The sequence below is a fragment of the Stappia stellulata genome, from assembly GCF_020176715.1.
Taxonomy (GTDB): Bacteria; Pseudomonadota; Alphaproteobacteria; order Rhizobiales; family Stappiaceae; genus Stappia.
The window spans coordinates 34,513-53,271 of sequence record NZ_JAIVMF010000002.1; the positions used below are offsets into that span (position 1 = coordinate 34,513).

Here is an 18,759-nt window from a genome sequence, read left to right on the forward strand (position 1 = left end):
CTGTCAAATGACCATTCGTGTCGCCCGGGTCAAGAGATGGATTCCCGGCGCGGGAAAAAGGCGCCATGGCCGGCTGTCCGTCACCAGAACCTTGCGTTGGGTTGCATATGACGTGTAGTATGAAATTAGAAAACCATTGGTTGTATAACTGTTGACCGCCGCGTTTCGCGGCCAACTGCCGGGTCATGAAATGCCGACAGATTCCCTCTCAGACCGAGCCGAAGCCGCCCGATACTCGGCCCAGATTTGCCGCGAGTTGCGGGATTTGGCAACGAATAACGACCTGACATTTCTAGCTTATTTGCTCGAAATGGCGCGGGTGGAGGCATACGACAAACATGTTGAGTTTCAACAAAGCGAAGATAGTTGAACGCCGTTTCGGGCAACACTCTCTTCGGTTGTATTTTCAGATTTTCTAAATTCAGAAGATTTTTCTTGAGGTCTTTTTCTGGAAATAGTGCAAAAAATTGACATGCAACCTTGGATTATGTGCGGTGAGTCAGACCCCGGAGCGGGGCGCTGTCCTCCATGTCCGGACGGCTGGGGTGCCGGCACGATCCTGCCGGGACGGTCCGGCCTCAACCCCTGTGGGGCTGGTCGTGCGGGATGCTCGCAGGTGGCAATGCCGCGTTGCGCGCGGGCCCTTTCTTGCGCGCATGCGCGGGCGGACCCCGCCGGAGGAGACTTTGGCGGGTGCTGGAGCTTCAAGGTGGCGGCACCGGGGTGACTATCTGCCGTCGATCAGGCTGACCTTCTGGCCCGGGTGGCGCTCCAGCCGTCCGGCGAGCTCCAGCTCCAGCAGGATCACGTGAATGACGCGGGCTTCAAGCTGCGTGTGGCGGATCAGTTCGTCGATTTCCACCGGAGCGCCGCCGAGCGCGGAGAGCACCCGTCCCCGGTCGCTGTCGGCGACCCGCACCTTTAGCGGATCCGTGTCCTGTCCGGGCTCCTCGATCTCGATCGGCGGAAGATCGGGGAAGGGGCGTCGCGGTCCCAGGCTCTCCAGGATGTCGCGGGCGCTGGTCACCAATGTCGCCCCGTCGCGGATCAGGCGGTTGCCGCCTTCCGAGCGCGGATCGAGGGGAGAGCCGGGAACGGCAAGCACGTCGCGGTTCTGGTCAGCGGCGAAGCGGGCGGTGTGCAACGACCCGGAGCCACGGGCGGCCTCGATCAGCACGGTTGCGAGCGACACCCCGGAAATCAACCGGTTGCGGCGCGGAAAGTCGCGGCTGCGCGGCTTCCATCCGAGCGGCATTTCGCTGATGACGGCGCCGTTGTTTTCCAGGATGGACCAATGCAGGTCGCGGTTCTCGCTTGGATAGATGACATCGATCCCGCCGGCCATGACGGCAATCGTTCCGCTGCCAAGAGCCGCACGATGCGCGGCGGCGTCGATCCCGCGCGCCAGACCGGACACCACGGTATAGCCGGCCGCCCCGAGGTCCGCGGCGATCTCGCCGGCGATCTTCAGGCCTGCCAGAGAGGCGTTTCTGGCCCCGACCATGGCAATGGTTGCCTCTTCGGCGAGGCAATCGTCGCTGCCGCGCACGCTGATCAGCGGCGGTGCGCCGTCCACATATCTCAGAAGCGGGGGATAGCCGTATTCGCCGAGGGCGCGCAGCCGCCCGCCCAGCCGGTCGAGCGCCTCGATCTCGTCTTCGGCATCCGCCTGCGACGCGACGCGGATGGTCCGCTTGCCGCCGCGCCGTGACAGGTCGGGCAGCGCCTCGAGCGCCGCCTCGGCGGATCCCGCATGATTGATCAGGGCGCGAAAGGTGACCGGGCCGACGTTTTCGGAGCGGATCAGGCGCAGCCAGGCGAGCCGTTGCCGATCCGTGAGCACGCGGGTGCGTGCCGGTTCGGACCGGCTGCCGCTCATCCCTTCTGTCCGATCCGGCCTTCCGTTCCCTTGAGCAGGCGGGCGATGTTCTCGTGATGCTTCGCCCACAGAATGACGGTGAGCACGCCCATCAGCTCGGCAATCTGGACCCGGTCGAAGGCGACATAGAGCAGCAGCGGTGTGATGAGGCTTGCAACCAGCGCGGAGAGCGAGGAGTAGCGGAAGAGGGCCGCCATGCTGACCCAGATCGCGGCGAAGGCGAGGGCTGCCGGCCAGAACAGTCCGAGCAGGATGCCGAGGTAGGTCGCGACCCCCTTGCCGCCGCGAAACCGCAGCCAGACCGGAAAGATATGGCCGATGAACGCACCGAAGCCGGCGATCACCGCGGCATCCGGGCCGCCGTATCGGAAGGCGACCAGGACGGCGAGCGTTCCCTTGAGCGCATCGCCCAGCAGGGTGAGGGCGGCGAGATGCTTCTTGCCGGTGCGCAGGACGTTGGTGGTGCCGATATTGCCGGAGCCGATGGCGCGGATATCGCCTTCGCCCGCGAGCCGGGTGATGACGAGGCCGAAGGGGATCGAGCCCAGCAGATAGCCGAAAACAAGGGCGGCCAGAAAATAGGGCCAGGCGTGGGCCCAGCTGATCGGATCGGGCACGTGCAGCCTCCGGTTGCGCAATCGTTGCAAAGACTAGGACGGGAGCAGGCGTCCCGCAACCATCGTCTGGAGCACCTTGCCGGTGAAACGGGCGTCCTCGAAAGGGGTATTCTTCGACCTTGAGCGGATCTTCGTCTTGTCGAGCACCCAGGGGCGGTCCGGATCGAACACGACGATGTCCGCCGGCGCGCCGGCCGACAGCCGGCCGACCGGCAGGCCGAGCCGGTTCGCCGGATTGCAGGTCATCGCCGCCAGAAGCGTCATCAGGTCGACATCGCCCGAATGCACCAGGCGAAGCCCGGCCGAAAGCAGGGTTTCCAGACCGATGGCGCCGTCGGCGGCTTCCGCAAAGGGATGGCGTTTGGTCTCCACATCCTGCGGATCATGGGCGGAGACAATGACATCGATTGTGCCGTCGGCGAGCGCTGCCACCATGGCGCGGCGTTCGTCCTCGCTTCGCAAGGGGGGCGCCATCTTGAAGAAGGTCCGATAGGGGCCGATGTCGTTCTCGTTCAGCGTCAGATGGTTGATTGAGATGCCGGCGGTCACGTCGAGGCCGGCGGCCTTGGCCCGCGCCAGCGCCTCGACGCTGTCGGTGCAGGAGAGGGAGCGGGCGTGATAGCGGCCACCCGTCAGCTTCGCGAGCCGCAGGTCGCGTTCCAGCATGATGATCTCCGCCTCGCGCGGCGTGGAGGGCAGGCCCTTCCAGCTGGCGTTCAGGCCTTCGTTCATCACGCCGGTGCCGGACAGGTCCGGGTCTTCCGTGTGATGCACGACGAGGGCGTCGAAGTCGCGCGCATAGGTCATCAGCCGGCGCATCACGCCGGAATGGGTGATCGAGTGGTTGCCGTTGGAAAAGGCGACGGCACCGGCCTCGCGCAGCAGGCCGATCTCGCTCATCTCCTCGCCGGCCAGCCGTTTGGTCAGGGCCGCCATCGGGTGCACCCGCACGCAGGCCGTGTCGCGGGCGCGGCGCAGGACGAAATCCACAAGCGCCGGATCGTCGATGATCGGGTCGGTGTCGGGCGAGGTCACGATGGTGGTGATGCCGCCTGCGGCGGCCGCCAGACTGGCGCTCGCCAGCGTCTCGCGGTGCTCCGCGCCGGGCTCTCCGACCGTGACATCCATGTCCACGAGCCCCGGGGCCGCGATGGCGCCGTCGAGGTCGATGACCGTGGCGCCTTCGGGCGCGCCCTGGTTGAGCGCTTCGGGTCCGGCGGCGACGATGACGCCCTCCGCCACCAGCACGGCGCCGGCCACATCGAGCCGGCGGGCGGGATCGATCACGCGCGCGTTGGTCAAGAGAATGGGGGGCTGTGCCGTCTCGCGGGCCATGTGGTTCGTCCTCACCGGTTCGGCAAATGGGCTGAGAGGGCCTCGAGCACGGCCATGCGCACGGCGACACCCATCTCGACCTGCTCGCGGATCAGGCTTTGCGGGCCGTCGGCGATTTCCGGATCGATCTCCACCCCCCGGTTCATCGGGCCGGGATGCATGACGAGCGCGTCGGGCTTGGCGGCGGAGAGCTTTTCCGCGTCCAGCCCGTAGTAGCGGAAATACTCGCGCACGGAGGGGATGAAGGCTCCGGCCATGCGTTCGCGCTGAAGGCGGAGCATCATCACGATATCCGCGTCGGCCAGGCCCTCGCGCATCGTCGCGCAGACCTCGACGCCCATCTGCCGGATGCCGTTCGGCAGAAGGGTGGAGGGCGCAACGACCTTGACCCGTGCGCCCAGCGCGTTGAGCAGGATGATGTTCGAGCGCGCCACCCGCGAATGCAGGATATCGCCGCAGATCGCGACCGTCAGGCGGGCGATCTTGCCCTTGTGGCGACGGATCGTGAGGGCGTCGAGCAGCGCTTGCGTGGGGTGCTCATGGGCACCGTCGCCGGCGTTGATCACGGAGCAGCCGACCTTCTGGGCAAGGAGATGCACCGCGCCGGCCGCATGGTGGCGGACCACGATGATGTCGGGATGCATGGCGTTCAGCGTCGCGGCCGTGTCGATCAGCGTCTCGCCCTTCTTTACCGAAGAGGAGGAGACCGACATGTTCATCACGTCGGCGCCGAGCCGTTTGCCGGCGATCTCGAAGGAGGATTGCGTGCGCGTGGAGGCTTCGAAGAAAAGGTTGATCTGGGTCCGTCCCCGCAGAACGGCCTTCTTCTTTTCTACCTGCCGGCTGATCTCCACGGCCGCTTCCGCGCGGTCGAGCAGGGCAAGGATTTCGTGCGGCTGGAGACCTTCGATCCCGAGCAGGTGACGGTGCGGATAGGCATCCGCGAGGGGGGAGGTTTGTGCGCTCATTAAAGGCTACCCTATAGGCGCAAGCGCGCGCGGGCTCAAGCGCGGCTTGGCGTCTGCGCAAGCTTTTTGCGGGGCGGGGATCTGCCGCGCGGCGCTCACACGGCGACGAGCAGCGCGATCGGCATGGTCACGGCGGCGGCAAGCGTCTGCAGCGTGAGGATTTCCGCCATCAGCTTGGCGTCCCCGCCCATCTGCCGGGCGAGCAGGTAGGAGCCGCCGGCGCTGGGCACCGACATGGCGATCATCACGGCGGTAAAGGCCGGGCCCTCAACGCCCATGAGACTTGCAAAGCCGAAACCCAGCACCGGCATCAGCGCCAGTTTCAGCAAAAGCGCGGAGGTCAGGGCCGGGCCCGGGCGGCGCAATGCGTTGAGGTCGAGGCCGGCGCCGACGCAGACGATGCCGATCGGCAGGGCGGCGCTGCCGAGGATTTCCAGTGTCGACCAGGCGAATCGCGGCAGCGGCAGGCCGGTGACGTTCAAGAGCAGGCCGGTCGCCGTCGACCAGATGAACGGGTTGCGGATGAGGTCGAGCAGGATCTTGCGGATGCCGGGTGCAGGGCCACTGGTGAAATGCGACAGCACAAGGACGCAGATGACATTCAGGAGCGGCACCATGGCGACGATGGCGACCGCAAGAAGCGCGACGCCGTCCGCGCCCAGCAGTTCGTCGGCGATGGCAAGCGCGACGAAGGTGTTCCAGCGGGTCGCGCCCTGAAAGACGGAGGTGAAGCGCGGGCCGTCGATGGCAAAGACGCGCCGCAGCAGCGGCTGCAGGGCAAGGGCGATGGCCGCCATGGCGACGACCGATGCGACCAGCGTGGCGCTCATCTCGAAGGCGGGCAGGGCCATGAAGTCGGTCTGAGCGACGGTGGCGATGATGATCGCGGGAAACAGGACGAAATAGGCGATACGCTCGATGCCGCGCCATTGCTCGCCGGTGATGATCCCCATGCGGGCGACGAGGTGTCCGGTGGCGATGACAAGCAGGACCGGAAGCAGCGCATTGACGACCACACTCATTGCGGGTCGTCTCCGTCATAGACCTTGTATCTGTCGCCCGCGGGGGCGGCTTGTTCGTCCGCGTCGCGGCGCATCCGCGACAGCCGGTCGAGGCACCCTTGCAGGATGTAGGCGGCGGCCATCTTGTCGACCAGTTCCGCACGTCGTGCGCGCGAGCGGTCGGCATCGATCAGCGTGCGTGTGACGGCAGCGGTCGACAGGCGCTCGTCCCATGCGGTCAGCGGCAGATCGGTGAGCGGCAGGAGGTTGCGGGCGAAGGCGCGCGTCGCCTGGACGCGCGGGCCTTCGGAGCCGTCCATGTTCAGCGGCAGGCCGATCACCATGCCGCAGACCTCGTGTTTCTTGCAGATCTCGAGGAGGGCGGCGGCATCGACGCCGAACTTCTTACGCTTGATGGTCTCGAGCGGACTGGCGATGCCGCGTCCGAGATCCGACAGTGCAAGACCGATGGTCTTGGTTCCGAGATCGAGGCCGATCAGCCGGCCGACGCGCGGAAGACGCGCGGCAAAGTCATCGTGGGAGAGGAGGGGATCTTGCGCCATGTCGAGGCTTTAGCACGCGCCCGCCCGCGCGAACAGAGAGCGGGATTGCAGGCGCGCCGCATCCGGATAGATTCCGGGGGACAGTTCGCGGCAGCTTCCGCGACACGCGACAAGAGGGAGACCCATCATGAAGATCACATATCTCGGCCATGCCGCCTGCCGTCTCGACATTCCGGGCGCCGCCATTCTCATCGACCCGTTCCTGAGCGGAAATCCGTCCTTTCCCGAGACGCTGAGCGTGGACGGGGTCAGCGAGGGCGTGACGCATATCCTGTTGACCCACGGGCATGACGACCACATCGGCGATACGCTGGAGATCGCGCGCAAGACCGGCGCGCAGGTCACCGCGAATTTCGAGATCGCCATGTGGGTGCAGTCGCAGGGGCACGAGAACATCAACCCGATGGGCTGCGGCGGCTCCGTCGATGTCGGTCCCTTCACCGTCTCGCTCACCCAGGCGCATCACACCTCCTCGTCGCTCGCCGGCGGATGGCCACCGGTCTACATGGGCCAGCCGAACGGGTTGATCGTGCGCGCCGAAGGACAACCGACCCTCTACCACATGGGCGACACGGATCTCTTCGGCGACATGGCGCTGATCGAGGAGCTCTACGCCCCGAAGGTTGGCATCGTGCCGATCGGCGACCGTTTCACCATGGGAGCGAAAACGGCGGCGATCGCCTGCAAGCGGTTCTTCGACTTCAAGACGATCCTGCCGTGCCACTACGGCACCTTCCCGATCCTCGACCAGTCCGCCGACGGCTTCCTCGCCGAGATGGGGGCGGAATCCGGCCGCGTGAAGGTCACGGCTCCGGGCGGCTCCTTCGAGGTCTGACGCACTGTCCGGGCGCTGGACAGGACCTGAATGTTCACGTAATGTTCTATTCCGATTCCAGCGTCCGGACAGGCCATGTCAAACCACATCCCGTTTCGCGCCAACCTTGACGACTTTCTCCTGAGCCTTGCCAGGGGCGACCTTCTCGATGCGGTCGGGGCGCATTATGCGGCCGACGCGCGGCTCTACGAGAACGACATTCTGGTCGCGCGGGACAAGCGGACGGTGCTGCGCAAGCTGCAGCCGGTGCTCAGGCGTTTCGCGATGGTGCGCGGCACCTTCGACGAACTGACCTGCGATCGCGCCACGGGCCGGGTGCGTTTCTTTTGCCGGATCGACGGTGTCGACATCGACGGGCGGGTGGTGCGCGAGGAGGTTTTCCATGTGCAGGTCTGGTCGGATGGCAAGGTGGCGGAGGAGCGGCAGTATCGCGGCGATGCGCTTGCGCGGCTGTTTGCCCGAAACGTCGCCGCGCCGCGCCGTCGCGGGCCGCTCCTGGTCCCGTCGCTGCCGGCGTCCGCTTCGGCGGTGATGGCGGCGCGCCCCCTCGGTGCGTGACGGCTTTTGCCGGACCGGTGGCGGCGCCGGCGCCCTTTGGCTTGCGGGCGGCTTGATCCCGATGATATAGGCCACCTGTCGAGGATGCCTCGCGCGAGAAAAAGCCTTCGCGCAAGCGTCCCCGGCGCACGAGGCAATCCGGAGAATCCAATGTCCGTCGATATCGACACGGTGAAACGCGTTGCGCATCTTGCGCGCATCAAGGTCACGGACACCGAGGCCGACGAGATGACCGGCCAGTTGAACACCATCCTCGCCTTCGTCGAGCAGCTTGACGAGGTCGACGTCAGCGGCGTGGAGCCGATGACATCGGTCGTCAAGCAGGAGATGAAGAAGCGCGCCGACGTGGTCGACGACGGCGGCTATCCGCAGGATGTGGTCGCCAACGCGCCGATGTCGGAAGACAATTTCTTCATGGTGCCGAAGGTGGTGGAATAGGCCGTGACGGTTGTCATCGGCGTTGAGTGCCCGCTCACCGACGACATGCGCGCCCTGATCGCGGAGCTGAACGCCGCTCTGCTGTCGCTGACGCCGCCCGAGGCCTGTTTTCACATGAGCGTCGAGGATATGGCGGGAGACGACACCACCGTGTTCGTTGCCCGCAACGGCGACGGTGGAGAAATGCTCGGCTGCGGCGCGCTGTTGCGCCATCCGAGCGGGGTCGGCGAGGTCAAGCGCATGTACACCCGTCCCGAGGCGCGGGGTCTTGGGATCGGCGGGCGCATCCTGGCGCGGATCGAAGCGCTTGCGCGCAGCGAAGGCTTCACGCGGCTGGTGCTTGAGACCGGCAACACCTACAAGGCCGCTGAGCGGGTCTACCAGCGGGCCGGCTTCCGGCGATGTGGCCCGGTGCTCGGATATTCCGACACGCCGTACACCGCCTTTTTCGAAAAACCGCTTCTTTCTAACGCGTGACGCGAACAGCCCAGCGAGACGAAAACAATGACCGAGCTGACGAAACTGACCCTGACCGAGGCGCGAGACGGGCTTGCCGCGCGCGACTTCAGCGCCCGCGAACTGACGGACGCCTATCTGGGCGAGATCGCGGCAGGCAATCAGGCGCTGAACGCCTATGTGGCGGTGACCGAGGACAAGGCGCGGGCAATGGCCGCGGCCTCCGACGCGCGGCTTGCCAAGGGCGAGGGCGGCGCGCTTGAGGGCATTCCGCTCGGCATCAAGGATCTCTTCGCCACCAAGGGCGTGCACACCCAGGCGTGCAGCCATATCCTCGACGGCTTCAAGCCGCCGTACGAATCGACCGTGACCGCCAATCTCTGGGCCGATGGCGCGGTGATGCTCGGCAAGCTCAACATGGACGAATTCGCCATGGGCTCGTCGAACGAGACCTCCTATTACGGCAATGTCGTCAATCCGTGGAAGCGGACCGGATCGGACGAGGCGCTGGTGCCGGGCGGTTCGTCCGGCGGCTCCGCCGCCGCCGTTGCCGGCGCCCTGTGCCTTGGCGCGACCGCGACCGACACCGGCGGCTCGATCCGCCAGCCGGCGGCGCTGACCGGCACGGTCGGCATGAAGCCGACCTACGGCCGCTGCTCGCGCTGGGGCACGGTCGCCTTCGCCTCCTCGCTGGACCAGGCGGGACCGATCACCCGCACGGTGCGCGACAATGCGGTCATGCTGCGCTCGATGGCCTCCGTCGACGCCAAGGACACGACCAGCATCGACGCGCCGGTACCCGATTACGAGGCTGCCGTCGGCAAGTCGGTGCGCGGACTGCGGATCGGCATTCCCAAGGAATATCGCGTCGACGGCATGCCCGACGAGATCAACGCTCTGTGGCAGCAGGGCATCGACTGGCTGAAGGACGCGGGTGCCGAGATCGTCGAGATCTCCCTGCCGCATACCAAATACGCGTTGCCGGCCTATTACATCGTCGCGCCCGCGGAAGCCTCGTCCAACCTCGCCCGCTACGATGGCGTGCGCTACGGGTTGCGGGTCGACGGCAAGGACATCGCCGACATGTACGAGAACACGCGCGCGGCCGGCTTCGGCGCGGAAGTGAAGCGGCGCGTGATGGTCGGAACCTATGTGCTTTCCGCCGGCTATTACGATGCCTACTACCTGAAGGCGCAGAAGGTCCGCACGCTGATCAAGCGCGATTTCGACCAGTCCTTCGAGGCGGGCGTGGATGCGATCCTGACGCCGGCAACGCCGGATGCCGCCTTTGCACCCGGCGCGATCACCGATCCGGTCGCCATGTATCTCAACGACATCTTCACGGTGACGGTGAACATGGCCGGCCTTCCGGGGCTTGCGGTGCCGGCCGGGCTCAACCGCGACGGCCTGCCGCTGGGCTTGCAGCTGATCGGGCGCCCCTTCGGCGAGGAAACGCTCTACAGCCTGGGATCGGTGATCGAACAGGCCGCGGGCCGCTTCACGCCGAAGCGCTGGTGGGCCTGACGCTTCGCCGCGAAGCGCGCAAGTCAAGGCATGTGAACAAGACGCCGCCGGGAGCCTCCCGACGGCATTGAGGATGATGACAAACTCACCGAATTCGTCCTCCCGGACGCAGCGTAAGCTGCGATCCGGGATCGGGGAGACACGGTGTCACGGTTGGCAACTCCTTAAAACGGATAGGTTTTTGGCTCTCCGATACCGGGTCGCGCTTTCGCTTGCCCGGTATGACGCGGGAGAGCAGTCGCACTCTTCGTCAGCAGTCAGACGCCGCCGGGAGGCCCCCGGCGGCGTTTTTCGTGGGTCAGCGGTTGTCCGGCTGGGCGCGCACGCGGCGCAATCCCAATCGGGTGACGCGGTAGGGACCGCCGTTTTTCGAGGCGATGTAGCGCCGGCGCCTCAGTTTCTTGAACAGGGCCAGATCCAGCCCCGGCGAATGCCAGCCCTCGCGCGTAACGCAGGTGGCATGAATGATGCGGTTGCGCGCGTCCTTCTCGACGAGCACGCGACCGCCCTGGGCCAGCAGGTGAAGCACCCGCTGCTCGGCTTTCGAAATGTCCATGATGGTCCGGAAATCTTGATGCACGGCTCCGGTGTCCGCAGCCCGTACGCTTGCGGAGGGGAGCAGTCTCGTGGCCGACCCGAAAACCTGGGCCGGCCCTATCGGGCCTCGCGGCGTCCGCGCATCAAAACTCCATCGGTTTGCAAGATCTAGGTGGACGCGCTTGCGGCAAATATCAAGCTGCTTTGCCCTGTATGCCTCGGCTTCGACGGAGGCTGTTGCAGAAGAAGCGCAGGAGATCGGTGGCAAAATCGGCCTTGCGACGCTTCGCTCCGTTTCCTTTTTGCCGATCTGGCTCTAGAACTGTCGCCATGACACCGGCAGAATCGATTTCCGTCCTTTTCGGCCTCGCGGGCCTGGTCAATCCCTTCGCGCTGATGATCGGCGCTGTGCTCGGCTGGTTTGCCGATGCACGCGCCAAGCTGCTCATCGCCGGATTTGCCGCCGCCGCCTTGAGCGTCCTGCTCGACGCCTCGATGAACTTCAGCGGCGTGCCGCCGGTGGGAGGCTACGACGGCGGGCCGCTTGCGGTGTTGCCGTTCCGCTTCGTGGGAGCCGCACTTGCGGCCGCCTTCGTGCATGGCATGCGCAACCGGATGCGCGGCGGGCGCTAGGCACCGGGCGGACAGTGCCGGCGGAGATTGCAGTTCGCGGCGATCCCGCTACGCCCGCCACCTCGATGCCGGACCCGTTCGCGGCCGCATCGCGACACCTCAACAAGGATCTCTCATGTCGTCTGCAGCGGTGTCCTATGTGGCGCTTGCCGTCGCCATCGTGTTCGAGGTCGTCGGCACCACGGCGCTGCAGCAGTCGCAGCAGTTCACAAGACCCGTGCCGACCCTGGTCATGGGCGGGTGCTATCTGGCCGCTTTCTACTGTCTGTCCATCGCGCTGCGGAGGGTGCCGGTGGGCGTCGCCTATGCGATGTGGAGCGGTCTCGGCATCGTGCTGATCTCGCTGGTGGGGATCGTCCTGTTCCGCCAGGTGCTGGACCTTGCCGCCTGGATCGGCCTGGGCCTGATCATCGCCGGCGTCATCGTCGTCAACGTCTTTTCCAAGTCCGTGTCGCACTGACGGCCAGCGCAGCGCGGGTGTGGCGCGACGGGCGCGCGACACCGACGGCACGGGGCTGTCCCCGTGCCCGTTTTCAAAAGGTCGGACGGATCGCCTCAGCGCTGGGCGCGCCATTCGGCGAAGAGATCGCCGTTCGGGCAGTAGTCCGGGGTTTTTTCCGCGCCACCGGCATGGTCATCCAGCCAGGTCGCGCATTCGCCCGGGCATTCGCAACCCATGCAACGGTTGGCAGCGGCCCGCAGGCTGTTGGCAAGCGTGATGTCGGCGGGCATGCCCTCGGTCGCTCCGACCGTCCGCATCATCCGGCCCATCAGGCCCGCCCGTTCGTCGAGCCGCTTCAAAAATCCCATGACTGTCTCCCTTGCGATGCGCTGTCGGCGCCGGACCGACACCCTATGTGACGGTTCCCATCCTGAAGTGGTTGCAGATGAAACGAATTGAGCCAGATCAAACCGGCAGCGCTTTGCGTCACTTTCTCGCCGAATCTGGTAAGGTTGCAGAGATCAGGAGCGCATACGCCGGAGAGTGACGATGGTCTCGCGCGTGTCGACCCCGACGGGCGTCGTCGCCGTCACGCCCGTCACCCGGCTTCCGCCGCTGTCCGTTGGCGATGTCATCGCCATGCGCGTCGCCCGTCATATGACCGATGGCGTCATGCGGCTTGTGTCCGGCAATTTTCAGCTCGACGTGGCGGGGCAGGAGATGTTTCCCGTCGGCGCGCGGGTCTCCCTGCAGGTCAGTCGCGGTCCAGAGGGCGGGGTGTCCTATCAGGTCAGCGCCGGCGCCGATGATGTGCCGGGTCAGGGTGCTGCGCCTCCCGGCTCCGCGGTGGCGCGCGAGCAGGCCGCGCTCCAGCGCCTTTCCGGCATGGCCGCTGACCTCGCTTCCCGGCAGGACGGACTTGCACCGCTTTTTTCCGGTCTCTCCGCCGCGGCGGCCGCGCCGGCATCGGCCGCGCTGCCGCAACCGGTCGCGGCCGCGATGGCAGCGCTGTTCGGCCTTCGCCTCGTTGCCGATGACAAGCTGGACGGCGCCCGCCTGAAACGCGCGATCGCAACGGCTGCCGGCGCGCCCAAAAGCGAAGGCGGGCGCGGCCTGCCGGGCGTGCTCAAGGATCTCGGCGACGCGTTGCGCTTGTTTGCAAAGGGCGGCGAAGGGATCGCGCGGGAGGGAACGCCTCCGGCGCCACCGAGCCTTGCCCGTCATCCGCAAGCCCAGCCGTCCGGTCGCGCCAGTCTGGAACTGATGCAGGCGCTGGCGCGGGGCGATCTTGCCGTCGCCGCCCTGCTGCTGCTTGGAAAGAGCGACGCGGCGCTGGCCCGGGTCCGGCTGTCCGGACTGACCTCGCTCAAGGTGCTGGGCGATGGCGCGGGCGACGGGTCGACCTTCGACCGCACGCTCGACCTGCCGTTTGTGTTCGGCTCGCAGACGGGGGTGATCAGCCTGCAGATCGGGCGCGACGACACGCCCGGTCACGAGGGTGAGGGCAGTCACCCCGCATGGCGGGTGCGCTTTGGCATCGACACTGGCGCGAGCGGCCCGGTCGAGGCGGTCGTCGGTCTGGATGGCACGCGCCTGTTCGCGACCCTTTGGGCGGAGCGCGGCGAGACGGCGTCCGCGCTTGCCGAAAGACTGTCGGAGCTGCGCGAGATGCTGGCTGGGTCCGGGCTCGAGGTGGTGGAGCTCAAGGTGCTGCCGGGCCTGCCTGGTAATCCGCCGGCGGCGTCTGGCCAATATGTGAACCAGGTCTCATGAGCACCGCGCCCGCAGATCCGCCGAAGGCGCTGGCCGTTGCGCTTCGCTACGACAACACCGGCGCGCCGCGCGTGACGGCCAAGGGCCGCGGCGAGGTCGCGGCGCGCATCCTGGAGACCGCCGCCGCCCATGGCGTTCCGATCGAGGAGGACGCGGCCCTGGTCCAGGCGCTGGCGCAGATCGAGATCGACGAGGAGATCCCGATCGAACTCTATGAGGCCGTGGCAGCGGTCTTGCGGTTCATCCTGTCGGTGAAATGACGCGGCAAGCACTCGTTCATGCCCTGCGCCGGCGCAGCAGCGTCCAGGTCCGCAGGCCCGCAATCGTTCTGGCGAGTGCCAGTACGACGAGGACGCAAAGCACAGCCTTTGACACATCGCCCATCGTGCCCTCGATCAGCAACGCATGCGCGATGCTGCCGGCAACGGCAACGCAAACCGTCGCGGTATGCGCCAGCCGGAAGATCCTGGGGCGCAGCCTTGACCATCGGTGCAGGGCGGCCAGAAGACCGGCGGCGAAGAGCGCCCACATGGCGATCACGCCCCAATCGGAAAACGGCGTTGGCGAGACGAAGAGAAGCGCGTCGATCACATCCGGCGGGCTGGTGACCCAAAGCCCCGCGACATGCACGACGACGGCCGCGATCAGCAGGATGCCGGCGAGACGGTGCAGTCGGCGCCCGCGCGGCGCGGGAAGACCGGGCAGGTGACCGCCGGCGAGAAGCGGCTGGAGGAGCATCAAAGCGAGTGCGACGACGCCGGCAAGACCGGCCGCGATATAGACCGGCTGGCGCCAGGCAAGCAGCGGGCTTGTCGCCGCGATGGCGAACGGTACGGCAATCGCACATCCAAGGGCGAGCCAGATCAGGCCCGCGCTGAGGCGCGTCACGGAACTCAGGCCGGCTCGAGCACGAAATGGGCGGCGAGCGTCGTCTCGTCGGGGCTGCGCATCACCGGTCGCAGGAACACCGTCCTGAAGCCGCCGCCGTCATGTTCGGCGTCATAGGCGAGGTGGCCGTGCGGCTGGCCGAAGGCCGGCACGATCTGCGGCATGTCCATGCGGAATTCGCCGTTTTCGTCGGTCAGCGTCGCGCCGTGACTGTGCGGGTCGCGCTCGTGGCCTTCCGTGGTATGCGCCCAGATCTGGATGCGTCGGCCGGCCAGCGGCGCACCGTCGCCGGCACGGCGTACGGTGCCGGTCATCAGGAATCCGCCGCCGCCGATCCGTTCAACAACCGGCGCGCCGGGCCGATAGTTGTTGGCCCCGCCGCGCATCGACGGCGTCGGCGCGACACCCTTCGCCTGCGCCGGCACGATCAGGCGGGACGCGCCGGCGGTCAAAGCGGCACTCGCAGCGACCGCGCCGCCAAGAAGAACGGTGCGGCGGGTTGGCATGATCAGCTTGGTCATCTCGCTCGCTCCTGTGGCTGTTTTCTCGCGCGCAGTCGGGGAGGCGATCCGCGCGTATCCAGTCTACGCGGGGGAATGTGGTGCGGATGAGGAGAAGGTCGAGGGGGCGTTGCGTCGGAAACGCGCGCCTTGCAAGACCATTTCCAAACAGTCTCCGAAACTCCCCGCCATAAGGGATGGACCTTTTCTCCGGTTTTGCGTAGGCAGTGCGTCAACGCCCGTGTTTTAAAAATCAGGACCTGAAGCGGCATGAGCATCGTCGACACACGCACCCCCGATCCGAAGAAATTCATCAAGGGCGCCACCGGCGACTGGGAAATCGTGATCGGCATGGAGGTGCATGCGCAGGTCACCTCCAACGCGAAGCTCTTTTCCGGGGCCTCGACCGAATTCGGCAAGGATCCCAATGCCAACGTCAGCCTGGTCGATGCCGCCATGCCCGGCATGCTGCCCGTGATCAACGAGGAATGCGTCGCCCAGGCCGTGCGCACCGGCCTCGGGCTGAAGGCGCAGATCAACCTGCGCTCCGTGTTCGACCGCAAGAACTATTTCTACCCCGACCTGCCGCAGGGCTACCAGATCTCGCAGTTCAAGCAGCCGATCGTCGGCGAGGGCGAGATCCTGCTCGAAATGGGCGATGGCGAGACGGTCACCGTCGGCGTCGAGCGGCTGCATCTGGAGCAGGATGCCGGCAAGTCGCTGCACGACCAGCATGCGACCATGTCGTTCGTCGATCTCAACCGCTCGGGCGTGGCGCTGATGGAGATCGTCTCCAAGCCCGACCTGCGCTCCGGCGACGAGGCCAAGGCCTATCTGACCAAGCTGCGCACGATCCTCAGGTATCTCGGCACCTGCGACGGCAACATGGACCAGGGCTCGATGCGCGCCGACGTCAACGTCTCGGTGCGCGCGCCGGGCGGGGCCTTCGGCACGCGCTGCGAGATCAAGAACGTCAACTCCATCCGCTTCGTCGGTCAGGCCATCGACTATGAGGCGCGCCGCCAGATCGGCATTCTGGAGGACGGCGGCACCATCGACCAGGAGACCCGCCTGTTCGATCCGGTGAAGGGCGAGACCCGCTCGATGCGCTCCAAGGAAGAGGCGCACGACTACCGCTATTTCCCCGATCCCGACCTGCTTCCGCTGGAATTCGACCAGGCCTATGTCGACGCGCTGGCGGCCGACCTGCCGGAACTGCCCGACGACAAGAAGGCGCGCTTCATCGCCGACTACGGCCTGTCCGCCTATGACGCCGACATCCTGATCGTGGAGCGGGCCTCGGCCGACTTCTTCGAACAGGTAGCGAAGGGGCGCGATGCGAAGCTCTCGGCCAACTGGGTGATCAACGAGCTGTTCGGCCGGCTCAACAAGGAAGGTCTGGATCTCGGCGAGACGCCCGTGTCGGCGGCGCAGCTCGGCGGGCTCGTCGACCTGGTCAAGGACGGGACGATTTCCGGCAAGATCGCCAAGGACCTGTTCGAGATCCTGTGGACGGAGGGCGGCGACCCGGCGGAGATCGTCGAGACGCGCGGCATGAAGCAGGTCACGGATCTCGGCGCCATCGAGGCGGAGGTCGACAAGATCATCGCCGCCAATCCGGAGAAGGTCGAACAGGCCAGGGAAAAGCCAGGTCTCCTCGGCTGGTTCGTCGGTCAGGTGATGAAGGCGACCGGCGGCAAGGCCAACCCCAAGGCGGTCAACGACCTGCTCCGCGCGAAGATCGGCATCGAGTAATGCGCGGCCCGCGCGCGTTTGTCATGCTCCCGTAACGCAGACGGCTTACCCGGCTCAAGTCATGGTGATCCATGATTTGGGAGAACGGGCATGAAGGCAGGACAGACGGGCGCGGGCGGATTGCTCGAAAAGGCCGTGCATCGAAACAGGGCGCTTTCGGGCGAAGGGCTTTTGGAGCGCGCCTTCACCCTTGCGTTCAAGGGGCTCGTCTATCCGCAGATCTGGGAAGACCCTGAAATCGACATGGAGGCGCTCGCGATCGGGCGCGATCACACGATCGTGGCGATCGCCTCCGGCGGCTGCAACATCCTGTCGTATCTGACGGCCGATCCGCGCGCGATCACCGCCGTCGACCTCAACAAGGCGCATGTCGCGCTGACGCGGCTGAAGCTGACCGCCGCCGCACAGCTTCCCAACTATGATGCGTTCTACCGGTTCTTCGGCAAGGCCGACGAGGCCGCCAATGTGGCGGCCTACAAGCGCTTCCTCCAGCCGGCGCTGGATGCGGAGAGCCGCGCCTATTGGGAGCGTCGCGATCTCACCGGCCGCAAGCGGATCTCGCTGTTTGCCCGCGACCTCTACCATCATGGCCTGCTCGGCTATTTCATCGGTCTGGGCCACGGGATCGCACGCCTCTATGGCGTCGACCCCAGGGACCTGGTCAAGGCGCGCACGATGGACGAGCAGCGCAGCTTCTTCGACACGGCGCTCGCCCCGCTCTTCGACAAGCGCATGGTGCGCTGGGCGACCTCGAAGAAGGTCTCGCTCTACGGTCTCGGCATTCCGCCGGCGCAATATGAGGCGCTGGCGTCTGCCGGCACCGACGGCATGGCCGAGGTGCTGCGCGGAAGGCTCGAGCGGCTGGCCTGCGGGTTTCCGCTGTCGGAGAACTATTTCGCCTGGCAGGCCTTCGGTCGCGGCTATGCCGACGATGACGCCGGGCCGCTGCCGCCCTATCTCCGCCGCGCCCATTTCGACGAGGTGCGCGCCCGCGTCGATCGCGTGCAGGTGGCCAATCGCTCGTTCACCGACCATCTTGCCGCACAGCCGGGCAAGAGCGTCGACCGATATGTGCTGCTCGACGCGCAGGACTGGATGTCGGACGGCGCGCTCAACGAGCTTTGGGCCGAAATCACCCGCACCGCACGTCCCGGCGCGCGGGTCGTGTTCCGCACGGCCGCCGAGCCTTCGCTGCTGCCGGGGCGGGTCGCAGCCGATATTCTCGACCAATGGGACTATGACGCCGAGACATCCGCCCGCTGCACCCTGCGGGACCGGTCCTCTATCTACGGCGGGGTGCATCTCTATCGTCTGAGGGACGCATGAGCGGGCAGGGGCTGAAGCAGGACAGCGCCGCGGGTGCGGTGCTGATGGACCGGATCTACGGCTGGCAGCGGCACATCTACGATGTAACGCGAAAACCCTATCTGCTTGGCCGCGACCGGTTGATTGCCGACCTGCAACCGCCCGATGGCGGAACGGTGCTGGAGCTTGGCTGCGGCACGGCGCGCAATCTGATTGCCGCCGCGCGGCGCTATCCCGATGTGCGCTTTTTCGGGATCGACCTGTCGTCCGTCATGCTGGACCGGGCGAGGCGCTCGATCGACCGGGCCGGACTCGGCGGGCGGGTCGTCGTCGCGCAAGCGGATGCAAGCGCCTTTGACCCGCGCATTGTCTTCGGGCGAGGGACCTTCGACCGGGTGTTCATCTCCTATGCGCTGTCCATGATCCCGCCCTGGCAGCGGAGCGTCGAGGCCGGGTTGGCCGTGCTGGGCGAGGGCGGGGAGCTCTCCTGCGTCGACTTTGGCCAGATGCAACGCTATCCGGCGGTCCTGCGCGGCCCCTTCCGGGCCTGGCTTGCCGCCTTTCACGTCACGCCGCGCGCCGATCTCGCGCAGGTGCTTGAAGCGGCTGCCAAAAGGCATGGCGCCCGTGCGCGCGTGGAGACGCTTCATGGCGGCTATGCCGTCTATGGGCGTGTCGGCGGTTCTGCCATGTCCGGCTCCCCGAACGGTTGAGCCTTTTTCCGACCGGCATGCCGGAGAGGATCGCCACCA

22 protein-coding genes are annotated in these 18,759 nt (G+C 66.4%); 12 read left to right on the forward strand and 10 right to left on the reverse strand.

Going from position 1 to position 18,759, the window contains the following annotated elements; all coding sequences use genetic code 11:
* Positions 1–727 precede the first annotated feature (727 nt).
* The 6 genes from dprA to ruvX all read right to left on the reverse strand — a co-directional run bounded on the left by dprA (position 728) and on the right by ruvX (position 6,363).
* Positions 728–1,879, reverse strand: a complete 1,152-nt coding sequence (dprA, locus tag LC092_RS03125; RefSeq protein WP_224804982.1) for a DNA-processing protein DprA — start codon at positions 1,877–1,879, stop codon at positions 728–730.
* Complete coding sequence (plsY, locus tag LC092_RS03130; protein WP_224804984.1) at positions 1,876–2,496, reverse strand: glycerol-3-phosphate 1-O-acyltransferase PlsY; 621 nt, start codon at positions 2,494–2,496, stop codon at positions 1,876–1,878. Before plsY ends, dprA begins: the two co-directional genes overlap by 4 nt.
* A gap of 33 nt (positions 2,497–2,529) precedes the next feature.
* Positions 2,530–3,831, reverse strand: coding sequence for a dihydroorotase (locus tag LC092_RS03135; RefSeq protein WP_224804985.1), 1,302 nt, complete (start codon positions 3,829–3,831; stop codon positions 2,530–2,532).
* A gap of 11 nt (positions 3,832–3,842) precedes the next feature.
* A complete protein-coding gene (locus LC092_RS03140) occupies positions 3,843–4,799 on the reverse strand; it encodes an aspartate carbamoyltransferase catalytic subunit (protein ID WP_224804986.1) in 957 nt (318 codons plus the stop codon).
* Between the two features lie 95 nt (positions 4,800–4,894).
* A complete protein-coding gene (locus LC092_RS03145; protein ID WP_224804987.1) occupies positions 4,895–5,821 on the reverse strand; it encodes an AEC family transporter in 927 nt (308 codons plus the stop codon).
* Positions 5,818–6,363: a Holliday junction resolvase RuvX gene (gene ruvX / locus LC092_RS03150; protein WP_224804988.1), complete on the reverse strand. Its 546-nt coding sequence runs from the start codon at positions 6,361–6,363 to the stop codon at positions 5,818–5,820. Before ruvX ends, LC092_RS03145 begins: the two co-directional genes overlap by 4 nt.
* Before the next feature lie 127 nt (positions 6,364–6,490).
* Here ruvX and LC092_RS03155 point away from each other — a divergent pair, with 127 nt between their 5' ends.
* From LC092_RS03155 to gatA, 5 genes are all read left to right on the forward strand, one after another.
* A complete protein-coding gene (locus LC092_RS03155; RefSeq protein WP_224804989.1) occupies positions 6,491–7,198 on the forward strand; it encodes a metal-dependent hydrolase in 708 nt (235 codons plus the stop codon).
* 75 nt (positions 7,199–7,273) lie between these two features.
* The gene (locus LC092_RS03160; protein WP_224804990.1) at positions 7,274–7,756 is read left to right on the forward strand and encodes a hypothetical protein; all 483 of its coding nucleotides are present in this window, start codon (positions 7,274–7,276) and stop codon (positions 7,754–7,756) included.
* 150 nt (positions 7,757–7,906) lie between these two features.
* Positions 7,907–8,194: an Asp-tRNA(Asn)/Glu-tRNA(Gln) amidotransferase subunit GatC gene (gene gatC, locus LC092_RS03165; protein ID WP_224804991.1), complete on the forward strand. Its 288-nt coding sequence runs from the start codon at positions 7,907–7,909 to the stop codon at positions 8,192–8,194.
* A 3-nt stretch (positions 8,195–8,197) separates the two neighbouring features.
* The gene (locus LC092_RS03170) at positions 8,198–8,671 is read left to right on the forward strand and encodes a GNAT family N-acetyltransferase (RefSeq protein WP_224804992.1); all 474 of its coding nucleotides are present in this window, start codon (positions 8,198–8,200) and stop codon (positions 8,669–8,671) included.
* A gap of 27 nt (positions 8,672–8,698) precedes the next feature.
* On the forward strand, positions 8,699–10,174 hold the full coding sequence (gene gatA / locus LC092_RS03175) for an Asp-tRNA(Asn)/Glu-tRNA(Gln) amidotransferase subunit GatA (protein ID WP_224804993.1): 1,476 nt from the start codon (positions 8,699–8,701) through the stop codon (positions 10,172–10,174).
* A 298-nt stretch (positions 10,175–10,472) separates the two neighbouring features.
* Here gatA and LC092_RS03180 read toward each other — a convergent pair whose 3' ends face one another.
* Complete coding sequence (locus LC092_RS03180) at positions 10,473–10,730, reverse strand: YjhX family toxin (protein ID WP_224804994.1); 258 nt, start codon at positions 10,728–10,730, stop codon at positions 10,473–10,475.
* Positions 10,731–11,041: 311 nt separating this feature from the next.
* On the opposite strand from LC092_RS03180, the gene LC092_RS03185 reads away from it, so the two are divergent.
* Positions 11,042–11,344 (forward strand): phosphatidylglycerophosphatase, encoded by a 303-nt coding sequence (locus LC092_RS03185; protein ID WP_224804995.1) that lies wholly within the window; start codon positions 11,042–11,044, stop codon positions 11,342–11,344.
* A gap of 115 nt (positions 11,345–11,459) precedes the next feature.
* Positions 11,460–11,804, forward strand: a complete 345-nt coding sequence (locus LC092_RS03190) for a DMT family transporter (protein ID WP_224804996.1) — start codon at positions 11,460–11,462, stop codon at positions 11,802–11,804.
* Between the two features lie 95 nt (positions 11,805–11,899).
* Here LC092_RS03190 and LC092_RS03195 read toward each other — a convergent pair whose 3' ends face one another.
* Positions 11,900–12,154: a DUF6455 family protein gene (locus tag LC092_RS03195; protein WP_224804997.1), complete on the reverse strand. Its 255-nt coding sequence runs from the start codon at positions 12,152–12,154 to the stop codon at positions 11,900–11,902.
* Between the two features lie 181 nt (positions 12,155–12,335).
* On the opposite strand from LC092_RS03195, the gene LC092_RS03200 reads away from it, so the two are divergent.
* Together LC092_RS03200 and LC092_RS03205 are read left to right on the forward strand one after the other, a co-directional pair.
* Positions 12,336–13,559 (forward strand): flagellar hook-length control protein FliK, encoded by a 1,224-nt coding sequence (locus LC092_RS03200; RefSeq protein WP_224804998.1) that lies wholly within the window; start codon positions 12,336–12,338, stop codon positions 13,557–13,559.
* Positions 13,556–13,819 carry an EscU/YscU/HrcU family type III secretion system export apparatus switch protein gene (locus LC092_RS03205; RefSeq protein ID WP_224805000.1) on the forward strand — a complete coding sequence of 88 codons (264 nt, stop codon included), beginning with the start codon at positions 13,556–13,558 and terminating at the stop codon, positions 13,817–13,819. The genes LC092_RS03200 and LC092_RS03205 overlap by 4 nt, the downstream gene beginning before the upstream one ends.
* 16 nt (positions 13,820–13,835) lie before the next feature.
* Here the strand turns inward: LC092_RS03205 and LC092_RS03210 are convergent, their stop codons facing one another.
* Positions 13,836–14,447 carry a ferric reductase-like transmembrane domain-containing protein gene (locus LC092_RS03210; protein WP_224805002.1) on the reverse strand — a complete coding sequence of 204 codons (612 nt, stop codon included), beginning with the start codon at positions 14,445–14,447 and terminating at the stop codon, positions 13,836–13,838.
* A 5-nt stretch (positions 14,448–14,452) separates the two neighbouring features.
* Positions 14,453–14,968 carry a twin-arginine translocation pathway signal gene (locus tag LC092_RS03215; RefSeq protein ID WP_224805003.1) on the reverse strand — a complete coding sequence of 172 codons (516 nt, stop codon included), beginning with the start codon at positions 14,966–14,968 and terminating at the stop codon, positions 14,453–14,455.
* Between the two features lie 249 nt (positions 14,969–15,217).
* Here LC092_RS03215 and gatB point away from each other — a divergent pair, with 249 nt between their 5' ends.
* The 3 genes from gatB (at position 15,218) to LC092_RS03230 (ending at position 18,720) form a co-directional block, all read left to right on the forward strand.
* On the forward strand, positions 15,218–16,702 hold the full coding sequence (gene gatB, locus LC092_RS03220; protein ID WP_224805004.1) for an Asp-tRNA(Asn)/Glu-tRNA(Gln) amidotransferase subunit GatB: 1,485 nt from the start codon (positions 15,218–15,220) through the stop codon (positions 16,700–16,702).
* A gap of 90 nt (positions 16,703–16,792) precedes the next feature.
* Positions 16,793–18,028: a DUF3419 family protein gene (locus LC092_RS03225; protein ID WP_224805005.1), complete on the forward strand. Its 1,236-nt coding sequence runs from the start codon at positions 16,793–16,795 to the stop codon at positions 18,026–18,028.
* Positions 18,025–18,720: a class I SAM-dependent methyltransferase gene (locus LC092_RS03230; protein WP_224805006.1), complete on the forward strand. Its 696-nt coding sequence runs from the start codon at positions 18,025–18,027 to the stop codon at positions 18,718–18,720. Before LC092_RS03225 ends, LC092_RS03230 begins: the two co-directional genes overlap by 4 nt.
* Positions 18,721–18,759 lie beyond the last annotated feature (39 nt).

Excerpts from the sequence above, each read along its gene's own strand:
- dprA (WP_224804982.1), bottom strand. The coding sequence starts at position 1,879 with ATGAGCGGCAGCCGGTCCGAACCGGCACGCACCCGCGTGCTCACGGAT.
- LC092_RS03135 (WP_224804985.1), bottom strand. The coding sequence starts at position 3,831 with ATGGCCCGCGAGACGGCACAGCCCCCCATTCTCTTGACCAACGCGCGC.
- LC092_RS03140 (WP_224804986.1), bottom strand. The coding sequence starts at position 4,799 with ATGAGCGCACAAACCTCCCCCCTCGCGGATGCCTATCCGCACCGTCAC.
- LC092_RS03145 (WP_224804987.1), bottom strand. The coding sequence starts at position 5,821 with ATGAGTGTGGTCGTCAATGCGCTGCTTCCGGTCCTGCTTGTCATCGCC.
- ruvX (WP_224804988.1), bottom strand. The coding sequence starts at position 6,363 with ATGGCGCAAGATCCCCTCCTCTCCCACGATGACTTTGCCGCGCGTCTT.
- LC092_RS03155 (WP_224804989.1), top strand. The coding sequence starts at position 6,491 with ATGAAGATCACATATCTCGGCCATGCCGCCTGCCGTCTCGACATTCCG.
- LC092_RS03160 (WP_224804990.1), top strand. The coding sequence starts at position 7,274 with ATGTCAAACCACATCCCGTTTCGCGCCAACCTTGACGACTTTCTCCTG.
- gatC (WP_224804991.1), top strand. The coding sequence starts at position 7,907 with ATGTCCGTCGATATCGACACGGTGAAACGCGTTGCGCATCTTGCGCGC.
- gatA (WP_224804993.1), top strand. The coding sequence starts at position 8,699 with ATGACCGAGCTGACGAAACTGACCCTGACCGAGGCGCGAGACGGGCTT.
- LC092_RS03180 (WP_224804994.1), bottom strand. The coding sequence starts at position 10,730 with ATGGACATTTCGAAAGCCGAGCAGCGGGTGCTTCACCTGCTGGCCCAG.
- LC092_RS03185 (WP_224804995.1), top strand. The coding sequence starts at position 11,042 with ATGACACCGGCAGAATCGATTTCCGTCCTTTTCGGCCTCGCGGGCCTG.
- LC092_RS03190 (WP_224804996.1), top strand. The coding sequence starts at position 11,460 with ATGTCGTCTGCAGCGGTGTCCTATGTGGCGCTTGCCGTCGCCATCGTG.
- LC092_RS03195 (WP_224804997.1), bottom strand. The coding sequence starts at position 12,154 with ATGGGATTTTTGAAGCGGCTCGACGAACGGGCGGGCCTGATGGGCCGG.
- LC092_RS03200 (WP_224804998.1), top strand. The coding sequence starts at position 12,336 with ATGGTCTCGCGCGTGTCGACCCCGACGGGCGTCGTCGCCGTCACGCCC.
- LC092_RS03205 (WP_224805000.1), top strand. The coding sequence starts at position 13,556 with ATGAGCACCGCGCCCGCAGATCCGCCGAAGGCGCTGGCCGTTGCGCTT.
- LC092_RS03215 (WP_224805003.1), bottom strand. The coding sequence starts at position 14,968 with ATGACCAAGCTGATCATGCCAACCCGCCGCACCGTTCTTCTTGGCGGC.
- gatB (WP_224805004.1), top strand. The coding sequence starts at position 15,218 with ATGAGCATCGTCGACACACGCACCCCCGATCCGAAGAAATTCATCAAG.
- LC092_RS03225 (WP_224805005.1), top strand. The coding sequence starts at position 16,793 with ATGAAGGCAGGACAGACGGGCGCGGGCGGATTGCTCGAAAAGGCCGTG.
- LC092_RS03230 (WP_224805006.1), top strand. The coding sequence starts at position 18,025 with ATGAGCGGGCAGGGGCTGAAGCAGGACAGCGCCGCGGGTGCGGTGCTG.